Source organism: Salinimonas lutimaris (assembly GCF_005222225.1).
GTDB lineage: Bacteria > Pseudomonadota > Gammaproteobacteria > Enterobacterales > Alteromonadaceae > Alteromonas > Alteromonas lutimaris.
The window spans coordinates 2728073-2741422 of record NZ_CP036536.1; the positions used below are offsets into that span (position 1 = coordinate 2728073).

The 13350-nt window shown below is 47.5% G+C and carries 12 protein-coding genes; 6 read left to right on the top strand and 6 right to left on the bottom strand.

Features of this window, described 5'->3' with window-relative positions; translation table 11 throughout:
- Nucleotides 1-13: 13 nt before the first annotated feature.
- From EZV72_RS11920 to rutA, 5 genes are read right to left on the bottom strand one after another with little or no spacing between them, the layout of a single operon-like run.
- Complete coding sequence (locus tag EZV72_RS11920) at nucleotides 14-604, bottom strand: malonic semialdehyde reductase (protein WP_137167457.1); 591 nt, start codon at nucleotides 602-604, stop codon at nucleotides 14-16.
- Between the two features lie 4 nt (nucleotides 605-608).
- On the bottom strand, nucleotides 609-1412 hold the full coding sequence (gene rutD / locus EZV72_RS11925) for a pyrimidine utilization protein D (protein ID WP_137167458.1): 804 nt from the start codon (nucleotides 1410-1412) through the stop codon (nucleotides 609-611).
- Nucleotides 1413-1470: 58 nt separating this feature from the next.
- Nucleotides 1471-1854, bottom strand: coding sequence for a pyrimidine utilization protein C (gene rutC, locus EZV72_RS11930; RefSeq protein ID WP_137167459.1), 384 nt, complete (start codon nucleotides 1852-1854; stop codon nucleotides 1471-1473).
- A 13-nt stretch (nucleotides 1855-1867) separates the two neighbouring features.
- Nucleotides 1868-2620: a pyrimidine utilization protein B gene (gene rutB / locus EZV72_RS11935; RefSeq protein WP_137167460.1), complete on the bottom strand. Its 753-nt coding sequence runs from the start codon at nucleotides 2618-2620 to the stop codon at nucleotides 1868-1870.
- Nucleotides 2620-3708, bottom strand: a complete 1089-nt coding sequence (rutA, locus tag EZV72_RS11940; RefSeq protein WP_137167461.1) for a pyrimidine utilization protein A — start codon at nucleotides 3706-3708, stop codon at nucleotides 2620-2622. Before rutA ends, rutB begins: the two co-directional genes overlap by 1 nt.
- 305 nt (nucleotides 3709-4013) lie before the next feature.
- Here rutA and rutR point away from each other — a divergent pair, with 305 nt between their 5' ends.
- Nucleotides 4014-4679, top strand: coding sequence for an HTH-type transcriptional regulator RutR (gene rutR, locus EZV72_RS11945; RefSeq protein WP_137167462.1), 666 nt, complete (start codon nucleotides 4014-4016; stop codon nucleotides 4677-4679).
- A gap of 215 nt (nucleotides 4680-4894) precedes the next feature.
- On the top strand, nucleotides 4895-5611 hold the full coding sequence (gene btsR, locus EZV72_RS11950; protein WP_137167463.1) for a two-component system response regulator BtsR: 717 nt from the start codon (nucleotides 4895-4897) through the stop codon (nucleotides 5609-5611).
- A gap of 15 nt (nucleotides 5612-5626) precedes the next feature.
- Here btsR and EZV72_RS11955 read toward each other — a convergent pair whose 3' ends face one another.
- Nucleotides 5627-6691, bottom strand: a complete 1065-nt coding sequence (locus EZV72_RS11955; RefSeq protein WP_137167464.1) for an alcohol dehydrogenase family protein — start codon at nucleotides 6689-6691, stop codon at nucleotides 5627-5629.
- 883 nt (nucleotides 6692-7574) lie between these two features.
- Between EZV72_RS11955 and EZV72_RS11960 the strand changes: the two genes are divergently transcribed.
- The 4 genes from EZV72_RS11960 (at nucleotide 7575) to EZV72_RS11975 (ending at nucleotide 13205) form a co-directional block, all read left to right on the top strand.
- Complete coding sequence (locus EZV72_RS11960) at nucleotides 7575-8018, top strand: MerC domain-containing protein (protein WP_137167465.1); 444 nt, start codon at nucleotides 7575-7577, stop codon at nucleotides 8016-8018.
- Complete coding sequence (locus tag EZV72_RS11965) at nucleotides 8018-8611, top strand: DUF1826 domain-containing protein (protein ID WP_137167466.1); 594 nt, start codon at nucleotides 8018-8020, stop codon at nucleotides 8609-8611. Before EZV72_RS11960 ends, EZV72_RS11965 begins: the two co-directional genes overlap by 1 nt.
- 971 nt (nucleotides 8612-9582) lie before the next feature.
- Nucleotides 9583-11649, top strand: a complete 2067-nt coding sequence (locus EZV72_RS11970) for a catalase (RefSeq protein WP_137167467.1) — start codon at nucleotides 9583-9585, stop codon at nucleotides 11647-11649.
- Nucleotides 11650-11696: 47 nt separating this feature from the next.
- Nucleotides 11697-13205: an FAD/NAD(P)-binding protein gene (locus EZV72_RS11975; protein ID WP_137167468.1), complete on the top strand. Its 1509-nt coding sequence runs from the start codon at nucleotides 11697-11699 to the stop codon at nucleotides 13203-13205.
- Nucleotides 13206-13350 lie beyond the last annotated feature (145 nt).

A 13350-nucleotide genomic window follows, 5' to 3' on the forward strand; every position in this document is an offset into this window, starting at 1 on the left:
CCTTTTTGTCACATTAAATAATCTGGCAGGCTTGTTCAAAGCTCAGGCGGGGTAAGCGTTCATGAACTTTTTTGCCGTCGCCATAACCAATGTTGAGTAAAAAATTAACCTTCCATGTGCTGTCAGCAAAAAAGGTGTCATTCAGGGCTTGCGGATTAAATCCGGACATGGCCCCGGTATCCAGCCCTAGCGCCCGGGCCGCGCTAAGCAGATAAGCCCCCTGCATGGAGCTGTTGCGCAGTGCGGTTTCATAGGCAGCCTGCGGGCTGGAGGTAAACCAGCTTTTGGCATCGGCGTAAGGAAACAGCGTGGGCAACTCGTTATAAAACTGCTCATCGTAGGCCACGATCACTGTGCAGGGTGCGGTCATGGTCTGCTCAACATTACCGCTGGACAGGCACGGCTTTAGTTTTTCCCTGCCCTGCTCGCTGGTAATAAAAACAAAGCGGGCCGGGCTACAGTTGGCTGATGTTGAGCCCACTTTTACCAGCGCATACAGCTGGCTCAATATCTGCGGCTCAATAGCTTTATCCTGCCAGCTGGTGTGGGTATGGGCCCCGGTAAAAAGCTGTTCCAGTGCCTGCTGCGAAAGAGGTGTTGTCATAAATCTAATTCCGGTTAACAAGTTTCATGGTGCCAAAGCCCTGTAAGTGGCTGAGCAATAACTGGTTGAATTGTTCTGGTATTGTCACACTGGAAGCATGCCCGCCGTATTCCACTAACGATAAAGTGGCATTCGGCAGTGCGTTGGCTAGCTGTTCAGAGCGCTGCCAGGGCACCAGCGCATCATCCTTATTGGCAATGACTCCCACAGGTATATGAATGTCGCCCAGCTGGCCGGTGATATCGAAGGTGGTTAGCGCTTCAATCCGGGCCAGCAGGTTGTCGATATCAGGAAAAGCGGCCAGTGCGTGGGTTTCTTCCTCAGCCAACAGTCCGGCATGCCCGGCAATCCAGTCGGGCGGATAAAGCAACAGTGCCTGTAATTGCAGATAACTGCGGAATTGCCCGGCCGCCAGTAACGCTTTGCGTATATCAAAACAGCGCTGGCTGTGGGGGTTCGGTTCAGCCCAGGCGTTAACCAGGGTCAGGCTGGATAGCAGATGCGAATAACTCAGCGCCAGTTGTAGCCCAACCAGACCGCCCAGCGCATGGCCAACCAGATGACATTGCTGCACATCGGCCTGGCCCAGCAGTTCAGCCAGTTCCTCCGCCATATCAGCAATGCGGTAATTGGCCGGTAACGTCTGAGGGCTGTTATTAGTGCCGGCCTGATCATAAACAATCACCCGATAATGGCGGCTCACTGCATCCAGCTGGGGATACCAGAATCTGGCCGCACCGCCCAACCCTGAACTGAACACCAGCACCGGCGCGTTGGATGAGGTCAGGCCGTATTCTTCAAAATGCATACATTTCTCCCAGATACAGCCAGTGAGCGCAGCCAGTCAGTGTTTGAATCATAGTGGTTTACTCCAGATGCGCGACTGAGGCGATTTCAATCAGCGCTTCAGGTTTAACCAGTCCAACCTGAATACAGTACCGGGCAGGCTTCTCACCCGGGAAATACTCTGCATACACTCTGTTTACCGCGGCATAGTTGGCCCAGTCGGTAATAAAGATGGAATTAAAGGTGACATCGGCCATGGTACCGCCAGCAGCTTCAATCACACTTTTGATAGTTTCCAGCACATGGCGCGTCTGGGCTTCTGCGTCACCCACATGCACCACGTCATTATTGGCATCAAATGGCAGCGTGCCTGATACATACAAAATATTGTCGGCCATAGAACCTGGTACAAACGGCGCTATTGGCGTGGACGTTCCGGCGGGAATAATGGCTTTTTTGGGCATAATAGGTTCCTGATTACTGTGCGTTAGAGGTGGATGGAAGCTGACCGATGACTTCGCAAAATTGTTGCGTGTCAGAGACCCAGCCAAAAAAGGTTTGAATGTTGTACAAGGACGCATCGTGAATTTCCCGTGGCCCGGCCTGATATACCGCGTCCTCGAGCACCACACCGAAGTACTCCAGGTGAAAGCCGTCACGTAAGGTAGACTCCACACATACATTTGTGGCAATGCCGGTAAACACCAGGTTGCGAATGCCCCGTGCGCGAAGCATGCTGTCGAGGTTGGTATTATAAAAACCGCTGTATCGGGTTTTGGGTATGACGATATCGTCTTTTTGCGGGGTTAAGGCATCCACCAGCTGATAATCCCAGGTGCCTTTTGCCAGTAAACTGCCGTGCAGTTGCGGATTGCGGCGCATGGTTTTAAGCGCATTTGACTTATACCAGTTCGGAGAGCCCGGCCCGCCTGCTTCCTGATATTGCGGGTCCCATCCATTTTGCAAAAAGATAACCGGCATTTGGGCCTGGCGAGCCGTGTGCAGTACTTTCACTGTATTACTGATAACCGGCTCGGTGGCCGATACATCAAACCCCGCTTTATCCAGATAGCCCTGCTCGCTGGCGTAAGCGTTTTGCAGATCCACTACAATCACAGCCGTTTCTGCGGGATTTAACAGCAAAGGCTCAGGTTGGGCCGCCAGTATTGGCTGGCCCGCTTGCCGATCAACAAAACTGCCCGCCACCTCGTACATTTTATCCCTGTTCATTATGCAGCTCCTGAAGCACCGGCCAGATGCTGACGGGATTTCATCAAAGGCTGAATCCGGGTGCCAAAATCATCCATCCCCTGCAAAAAGTCATCAAATGTCAGCAGCACCCCTTCGCAGCCTGGTACAGTAGCGATTTCATCGAGCATGGCAGCCACCGACTGAAAAGACCCGACCAGCGTTCCCATGTTCAGGTTCACCGCCGAAGTGGGATTCGTCATGTCCCGGATGTTAGTATCTTTGTCTGATTTTTTATCCGCAGCGCCCTGTGTAGCCATCCAGTCAAGAGCTGACTGGTCCTTGCCCTCTTTATAGCTTTCCCACTTCGCCATGGCTTTTTCGTCGGTTTCATCAGCAATCACCATCATCAGCACCGCCGATCCCACCTGCCGGTTGTGCTTTTGCGCAGCGTCGGTCAACCGGGCGGCGGTAGGGGCAAACGCTGTAGGCGTATTAACGCCTTTACCAAAACAAAAATTGTAATCAGCGTGGCGAGCCGAAAAGTCCATACCTGCTGCACTTTGTCCTGCACAGATAAGCGGAATTTTGCGTTGAGGCTGGGGTAACATCCGGCAGTCGTCCATCTGAAAATGTTCGCCCTTAAAATCACTCTGGCCGGTTTCCCACAGCTCTTTGACCACCTGAATGTATTCGTCCAGATATTCATAGCGGTTACCAAAAAACTCATCTCCCGGCCACATCCCCATTTGTGAATATTCGGGTCGCTGCCAGCCGGTCACCAGGTTGACCCCAAACCGCCCATTGGAAATAGAATCGATGGTGCTTGCCATTCGTGCCATGATGGCCGGCGGCAATACCAGCGTGGCCGCTGTGGCATACAGTTGAATTTTTGAGGTCACTGCGGCCAGTCCGGCCATCAGGGTGAATGATTCCAGATTGTAATCCCAGAACTCGGTTTCGCCGCCAAACCCACGCAGTTTGATCATTGATAATGCAAAATCCAGATCATACTTTTCAGCTTTCAACACAATCTCTTTATTAAGATCAAAAGTGGGCTTGTACTGAGGTGAGTTTTTTGAAATTAACCAGCCATTGTTTCCAATTGGAATGAAGACACCTATATCCATGTTGTTCCCTCTGCTTGTCTGTGTTTTGAGCTGCCGGGGCAGCATTTTTTCAGGTCGCCGTGTTCAAATAACTGAAGTGACGGGTTGATTACCGAACAGCATAATGTGGACCATATTTTTTAATTCTTTAAATTCAATAAGTTAAATAAATCTGATGCTGAAGCTGGACCAGTCGGTTCAAATTGGAGTAACCAGTCCAGTGCAACTGTTCGATAGTGGTGCAATTTTGTTCAGTCTGGTTTAAACCCGCCTCAACAATCGCTAAACTACGTACCCCAGTTTGGCTATTACCAAGAAGTAAATTCATGCCACAGAGCCCTAAAAAGGAAAAATCCGAACGCATTTTTAGCCCCCAGGCACAAAAACGCCGGGAGGAGGCCATTGCCGCTAAGCGTCACAAAATCATGCAGGCTGCTCTGGCGCTATTTGCAGAAAACGGAGTCAGTGGTACCACGGTGGAGCAGGTGTCAGCGCTCGCCGATGTATCAAAAAGCAATCTGCTGTATTACTTTAAAAGCAAGGACGGCCTGTATCTGGCGGTAATTACCCACCTACTTGAAGTATGGCTAAGTCCGCTTCACCGCTTTTGCGCAGAGCAAGACCCGATTGAAACATTGGGTGAATACATCAGGCTGAAACTGGAGATGTCCCGGGACAACCCGGCTGAGTCAAAGCTGTTTTGCATGGAGATTGTTCAGGGCGCGCCCATGCTGATAAAAGAACTGGAAACGCCGCTTAAACAGCTGCTTGATGCAAAGAGCGCGGTCATTAATCAGTGGGTGGCCTCAGGGAAGCTGAAACCGGTAGAGCCTTATCATCTGATTTTCAGTATCTGGGCCATCACTCAGCATTACGCGGATTTTAGTGTGCAAATAAAGGCTGTTACCGGCGAGGATCTGAGTAGCCCGTCCTTTTTCGACAGCACGCTAAATAATATCCAGCGTATTATTTTAGGTGGACTAACGCCCTGATTAATTGCTTGCCAATTGCAGCACATCATTTCTACTACAATATTCCGGTGTGTAATGAGTAACCGGCTGGCGCAGGTGCCTCATCCGGTCTGTTTACTGTTTGCAATACTGTTGGCAATAATATGCCTGACTTCGTAACTGGCTAAATGTAACCACCTTTCCCGCCCTCTCCTGCCGCTTAAACCGGCCCGGCAATAATATAATGAAGGTAGCCTATGTTACGTGCGCTGGTAATTGATGATGAACCCCTGGCCCGAGATATATTGTGTGAACTGCTGGATGAAACCGGCAGTGTAACGGTCATCGGACAGGCAGCCAATGCTATAGAAGGACTGGAGATGATTCAGCAACATCAGCCGGATGTGCTGTTTCTGGATATTGAAATGCCTCAGTTATCCGGTCTGGATTTGCTGGCCATGCTTGACGGTGACACCATGCCTTATGTGGTACTGGTCACGGCTTTTGAACAATATGCTATTGCGGCTTTTGAGGGGAACGCGTTTGATTATCTGCTCAAGCCGGTCGAGCCAGAACGGCTGGCAAAAACCCTCGACCGACTGCAAAAACGCTCAGTACCTCAGTCGTTGCCGCCCGGCTCTGCTACCCTGACTCACATTCCCTGCTCAGGCCATCAGCGGATCCGGCTGATTGCTGAACAGGATATCGATATGGCGTTCAGCGATCTGGCCGGTGTTCACATTAAAACAGCATCACAACAGTCTGACACCCAGCTGACACTGAAAACACTGGAGCAAAAAACGTCCCTGATACGCTGCCATCGCCAGTATTTGGTGCGGCTTAGCAGCGTTAGTGAAATAAAGCTGTTGGACAACGGGCTGGCCAGTCTGATTACCCATGCCGGCGACACGGTTCCGGTCAGCCGCCGGTATCTAAAAAAACTTAAAGATGCATTGTTTGTGCAAAAGCATTAATAACGCAGTACAGAATCAGTCTGTGGCGCCGTCAACCTGCAATACCAGCTTGCCCACGTGGCTTTTTTGCTGAAACGCTTCCTGCGCCTGATTAATATCTTTCAACGGATAAACCTGAGCAACCAAAGGTTTAATTTGTTGTTTCTCAATCCGGCTGACCAGATTACCGAACACTTCGGGCCGTAATACGGTACAGCCGTAAAAACTCAGATCTTTAAGATACAGGGTTCTGACATCCAGCTCTACCAGCGGCCCGGCAATAGCCCCTGACACGGCATACCGGCCCTGCGGTTTTAAAATCTCCAGCAAGGTCGGCCAGGCTGGTCCTGCCACCAGATCAATCACTACACTCACGCTGCTTTCGCCCAGTGTCTGGACCAGATCTGCGCCCCGTTCAATAATTTTGTCCGCGCCCAGCTCGGTCAGCTGCGCCGCTTTAGCAGGGCTGGTGACCGCATAAACAGTGGCACCACGGGCTTTAGCCAGCTGGATTGCCGCCGAGCCTACCCCACCGGATGCGCCGGTAATCAGCACAATGTCCTGTTCACCGACCTGTGACTTGGTCAGCATATTTTCAGCCGTGGAGTAAGAACATGGGAAACTGGCCAGTTCAGCCGCAGACAGATTGCTGTTTACTGTTACCGCATGACGCGCTGCCACCACGGTATACTGGGCAAAGCCGCCGTTGATTTCTGAGCCAAGATACCAGGGATAATCCAGAGTTTTGCCATCGGCCTCCTGCAGGCAGGGCTCAATCAATACTCTGTCGCCAACCCGCTGTGCCGGCACATTATCACCCACAGCCACAATCTCACCACATACATCTGCGCCCTGTATCAGCGGCAGATTCAGGGCGCTGCCGCCCCAGCCGGCATCTTCGCTGTCGTTATCACCTTTTGAATACCAGCCTACCCGGGTATTGATATCCGTGTTGTTCACCCCCGCCGCCAGTACTTTTATTAATACTTCGCCGGGTTTGGGTTTGGGCACCGGAATATCCGTACGATATTCCAGGCATTCAGGGCCGCCGTGTGCTGTCAGGTATACGCCGTACATAGTACTGGGAATTGCTGTATTCATCGGTGGTGCCTCCAGTTGATTCAGTTATAGATTCTGCTGAGCGACGAATAAAGATTAGTACGCCAACACAATCAATGTAGAACGATTACTGTACAAAAGAGTAAAACGATCACTTTACCATGTCAAATCTGTGGTAAACACCAAATGAGAAGGCGCGATGCTAATTTACTGACTCCGGTATTTGGTCTTTGTTAGCGGTCAGAACTGACTACTCAGACACCTTAGGGTGGTCGATGGTTGAAGCCCGGTAAATTCTGTAGCCGAAAAGTTAGGCAAGTAGTACTGCAGATCCTTATAACCCCACATAGATGTCACAGGCTATACGAGATGGTCTTGAGAGGTTCGGGCGGGTCTGGCTGAAACTGTTGTACTAGTGGGCCGACTTATTTTTGTATATTAAGTCATCGGCCTCACGGAGACCGGTAACAGCGCTGCCAGGGTACTAATGGTTATGCATAGATGCCCGCTGGCTCAGGATCTGTTCGTCATTGTTGTGCCAAGACTGTCATTCCCATCAATATGAATCAGGGTGGTCCCGATACACTTTTTAAGTCACTGGCAGCCCTGACCTCGGCACTCAGATTAACTCGTCACAAATTTTACCAAGTCATACTTAGGTTCGTGTTAATGAACCCAGATCATCGCAAAGCCACTTGTATCAGTGCTGTGTCATGTAATACAAGCGCCCGCCCGGCCTTTACTGGTAACGCTTTACCATCAGCTAACTCGCCAGCGCTGGAAAACGTTTGCTCTGGTGCTCAGACATAGCCCGCTCGCCGGAGTCTACCTTTGCAAAACACCATCTGCCCTGTTCAGGGTTGCAAAAACCTGCGTGATGAAGATAATGTAATAATATAACATAACTACCAAAGAGGGTAATATTGTGCAAAAACGTCAAGCCTGTGGCGATAACCTGGCTGTCGCGCTGTCAGCACTATGTATGCTGCACTGCCTGACACCGGTTCTGGTGTTACTGCTTCCCTCACTCACCAGTTTACTGGCGTTTCATGATGAAACATTCCACGCCGGTTTACTTTTTATCATTATCCCTGTTGGTCTACTTGCGCTGTGCTCCGGTTATCGGCATCACCTGCAGCGACGCTGGCTGAGTGTTGGGATTGCGGGGCTGACAGTACTGGCGCTCCCCGTCGTGCTGGGTCACGAGCGCATTCCGGAACAAACTGAAACCATCATCACGATAACCGGTTCTCTGCTAATAGTATGCGCACATATTCAGAACCTTCGCCTGGCGCGGGAAACAGATTGTGCTGAGAACCACAGCCGGCACGAACACTCAGTTCCATCTTATAAAAGGAATATAACCTGATGATAGCGACAGAAATTCCTGTTCAACCAAGATACGCCGTGTGCGGCACAACGCCGGAAATACTGGCTGATATTTTTGATCCGAAAAATAATCTGGCGGTCTGGCAGCGCCTCCTGCCTCAAAGCTGCACTGACGCCATCGAAAACCTGCTGAATGACGGAAAAAGACTGAATATTACGCAGGAAGTACCGGCCAGCGGCTGTCTTGATGTGCTCAACCACATAGTACAGCTAACAGACTGGCCCGATGCGCTGAAACAAGACATAGCGCACATCGTCGATATGTACACCTGCTTATTTGGTGTTGACTCGGCAGGGTTACGCCTGCGCACACTAGATGGCGCCATGTGCCCGAAATTTCATTTTGATCGGGTGCCCTGCCGGCTTATCACTACCTACCACGGCACCGGTACGCAGTGGCTGCCGCAAACCGGCAATAAATACCAGAACAGTATGCAGACGCTGAACAGCGGTGATATAGCGCTGCTTAAAGGCGCAACCTGGCCTGACAACGCAGACGGGGCCATTATCCATCGCTCCCCACCCGTGATGCCGGGAGAAAAACGCCTTCTGCTTACTCTTGATGCTATCTGATCTTACGGACATGATGACTCAATCAAATCTGCAGGATATTACCACTATCCCCTGCTCCATTATGCCAGCCAGCAAAACTGGGTCGGCATGAAGGGCGTTGCCGGCCGCAAACCCGGTACCGGCCCGGCTGGGAATTTTTGTCAGTCTGGATAGCCCGACGGCAAAAGGGATTCAAATGACGCGAATGTATCAGCTGGTACAGGATAGGCTGGCAAACTAGGCTTTGACTACTGCACGCCTGCAACACGTCGTTAAGCTGCTTATTGTCAATAAGATGAACATAGTATGCTTTACTACTTGCAACACCCAGACTGGGTACAGTCATCAGACACTGAGATAGCACCAGTGTACTGAACATAATAGCTTACCCACTTTTTATTATTCACAAGATAGTCTCCAATCTATCTATAAAAAGAGTGGCGATCACATCAAGATAATGTATCTTCCAGCAAACTTATCATTAATATTTATTATTTTTTATATTTATTGTAGACACTTAGTATATCCAGTTCTGTTATTCAACTCTCACTACTTATAGTTTTACCTTTAAAAACTGCCTCTCCATGATGTCAGCTACGAAAACATGCCCGAGCATTAGGACATTTTATATAATGTATAAGCTAAGTTAGCTATTCAGAGTAGAACAACTCATAGTTTTTAAATTATTTCCATGGGGGACCAAAAAAGCAGAAACAAATTTTAGTGATTTTGGCTGTTTGCTTATCATTTAACTACCGTCAATTTATTATACATGCCAATCTATTATTTCTATCGTTGCGAACCAGAAATACGATTACCTCATGGCATGACACTTAAAGATTTCTTGTAAAAAAATCCCATTAAAAAGAACTACCTTTTTAGATATAACTATATGTTTCGTAAATTTAAAAATGTTTAATCTTATAGTGAACGATAGTCATTTTCTTAGAGTAGTAACTGTGATTTCAAATAAGAATATGAGGGAATATACTATGTCAGAATCGTTTAAATATGATGGTCAGAAAGGACACGGAGGCGAGGTGCATCAGACTCCGGAAGCAGCGGACCAGATTATGACGACTGCGCAGGGCTGCCCTGTGCATGATGACCAAAATTCACTAAAAGCGGGAAAGCACGGACCTACGTTATTGGAAGACCATATAATGCGGGAAAAGATCTTCCACTTCGATCATGAGCGTATACCAGAGCGCGTTGTGCATGCCCGGGGTTATGGAGCCCATGGCTACTTTGAAACCTACGATAATTTTTCTGATCTGACTTGCGCAGATTTATTCCAGCGAAAAGGTGAACAAACACCGGTATTTACACGATTTTCAACGGTGGCCGGTAATATGGGGTCACCTGATGTGGCCCGCGATGTACGTGGTTTTGCGGTTAAGTTTTATACAAAGGAAGGAAACTGGGATCTTGTTGGCAACAACATACCAGTGTTTTTTATCCAGGATGCGATGAAGTTTCCAGACCTTATTCACGCTGCGAAACAGGAACCTGACCGAGGTTTTCCTCAAGCCCAGACAGCACATGATAACTTTTGGGATTTTGCAAGTCTTTCGCCCGAATCCGTGCACATGCTGATGTGGGCGATGTCCGACAGAGCAATACCACGCTCCTACAGATTCATGGAAGGATTCGGCGTTCATACCTTTAAATTTGTTAACAGTGCGGGCGAAGAGAAATACGTAAAATTTCACTGGAAGCCAAAATCAGGTTTGCAATCTGTGGTCTGGAATGAAGCCCTGAAAATTAACGGTGCCGATCCCGATTTTCACCGTCGTGATTTGTGGAACGCTATTGAGTCTGGTGACTACCCTGAGTGGGAGTTGGGCGTTCAGGTTTTTGATCAGTCATTTGCTGATCAGTTCGAATTTGATGTGTTTGACTCAACAAAACTTATTCCGGAAGAACAGGTTCCGGTACAAAAAATTGGCAAAATGGTATTGAATCGAATGGTCGACAATTTTTTTGCTGAGACAGAGCAGGTAGCATTCTGTACTCAGAACATTGTCCCTGGTATCGATTTCACCCCAGATCCGCTTTTACAAGGGCGTAACTTTTCATATCTTGATACACAGACAAAACGTCTTGGGGGCCCTAATTTTACGCATATCCCTATCAATGCTCCTCAATGTCCTATGCGTCACTTCCAGCAAGATGGGCATATGGCTATGCATAACCCGAAAGGCCGCGTGAACTACGAACCTAATTCCTGGCCGCGTGACGAATACAATCCCCGGGCCTGTCCTGCTCACGGATATAAAAGTAGTTCAGAGGCTATCGAAGGTGACAAGTTAAGATACCGCTCTGAGACATTCGCTGATCATTACAGCCAGGCTTTGCAATTTTACAAAAGCCAGACACCAGTTGAACAGCTCCATATTCAGGACGCTTTTGTGTTTGAGCTATCAAAAGTACAGACCCCGGCTATCCGCGAACGTGTTGTTTCACATCTATTGAATGTTGATGAAGCACTTGCGAAAGGTGTTGCTGAAGGTTTAGGCCTTACAACTTTGCCTCAAAAAGCTGAAGCAGCTATGGAAACGCGTACTGATCTGAAGCCTTCTGATGCTTTGAGTATTATTAAAAATGCACCAGAGTCTTTCAAAGGCAGAAAACTGGGCATCTTTTGCTGTGACGGGGCAGACGATGATGTACTGGAGAGTCTAATAAATAGCATTCGGGCAGAAGGCGCTATGGTAGAGATTGTGGCTCCGACTATATATGGCATAACTACCCGCGATGGCAAACGTATTGAAGGACAGCAAAAAATAGATGGGGGTCCATCAGTGCTTTACGATGCTGTAGCGCTTGTTCTTGCAAAAGAAAAAGCCGACGAAGTTGCTGCTATTCCGCAAGCAAAAGACTTTGTTACAGATGCCCATGCGCACAGCAAATTTATTATTTATAACGAAGAAGCTATGCCTCTGATCAAAGAAGCAAATTTGGAAGATAAAATGGATGCAGGTTATCTATCAACATTGAAAGCGGATAGTGATGCTATTGTCCGGCAGTTGCGTGCACTACGTTTTTGGGAGCGGTAAGGATTGTCAGGGGCTGAATCAGCCCCTGTTATTATGCAGGGATATAAATGATGAGCTTATCGACTCGAATTGCTGTAATTGGAAGCGGCCCTGCAACCGTTTACTTCCTTTACAACTTATTTCGCAAAGGTGCGTTGTCACTGCCTATCTCGATTTTCGAAGCTAGCCAGTCCCCCGGGCGCGGAACGCCATACAGCGCGGAAAATACAGGTAAAGCTTTATTGTCAAACCTGGCAGCGAATGAAGTTCCGGACCTATTGATGCCTTTTACGCAGTGGTGTGCTCACAATCATATTGAGCAAACTGGAACACAAGTTCCCCGCTATTTATTAGGGCAATATTTTCAATGGAATTTTTTTGCGTTGCTCAGTCGTTTTGAACATGTGCAATGTTTTGCAGAATGCAAGGTTATCGATATACGACAATCAGGAGAGTATTATTTAGTAAAAACAAATGCTGGTTGTTTCTCACGCTTTACCCACCTAGTCGTCAATACCGGTCATACCGGGCAAATTGTTCAGTTTGATGACGCTAAACCTGCTTATCCTTTGATTGAATCTGTAGCAACGCGCTATAAAAATTATCATTTAATTGGTAGTTCAATGAGCGCTGTAGATTGCTGTATTCGCGCAGCGGAATTATTTGGTGAATTTAAAAACAACAACAACAGCCTGGTATTTAACCCACGAGAAAGTTTTTCTGTCACTATGTATTCCCCTTCCGGGACCCTCCCTCATTTGTTTTACTACAGTTGCAACTTTGCCACATCTATTGAAACCGGCTTTAATAAGCTATTAGGCAATGCATGGCAGGAAACTAACGTACTGAATCTGGAGAGTTTGTATAGTAAAGTATGCAAGCCGCTAATAGCGGAGCATTGTTGTACTCTGTACCAACAAGTTGCTGGTTTAACATTACAACAGACTATCAGATTTATCTGCAATACGGATGAACCGTTTGAGGGCCAATACAAGCTTAAAATAGCGTTGATCGCGCATGATCCAGAATATGGTAAGTTTCAGGCTATCATAGAAGCTTTTTGCGACAACCTTTATAGAGTTTCTACCTATTTATCGTCTAACGACCAATATTTTTACTATGATAAACTGTACCCATTTTTAGCCAAAGTCAATGGGGCTCTACCACGGGCATCAGCGTTGAAACTCTGTGCGCTTATCGAAGCTGGAAACCTGAAAATAGTACGTAAAAAAATTGATTCTGTACCTACTCCCTCTGCTGGACATCGCTGGATTGACTGCAGCGGTTCAACTTCATACCAAATACCTAGTTTATTAAACTGGCTAATAAACCATAAAACCATAGTACTTTATACTCATTTAAACGACAAAAAGCCTGTAAGCATTAAAGTCAATAATCATTACCAAGTGATAAATCATCATTGTGAAGAAGAAAATATTTACATTGGCTCTGCTCAGCTATTGAACGAAAAACTTCTTACTTTGCCTGGGCTGGAACTGTCTAGCCGTATTTCAAGTGTTATTGTCGAAAAGATCATTAAGTATTATTCGAACGATGTATCTGCATATTCGCAATAAAATTTAATTTACAGTAAAGCAACAGCTAAACGTAAAAAAAAACTTATATAAGTAGAAAATTCTTTTTTATTGCAACAATTTCATCATTATTTAAAACCCCACGAAACAACCACAAAAAAACTATACTTATCATATATTTATAATT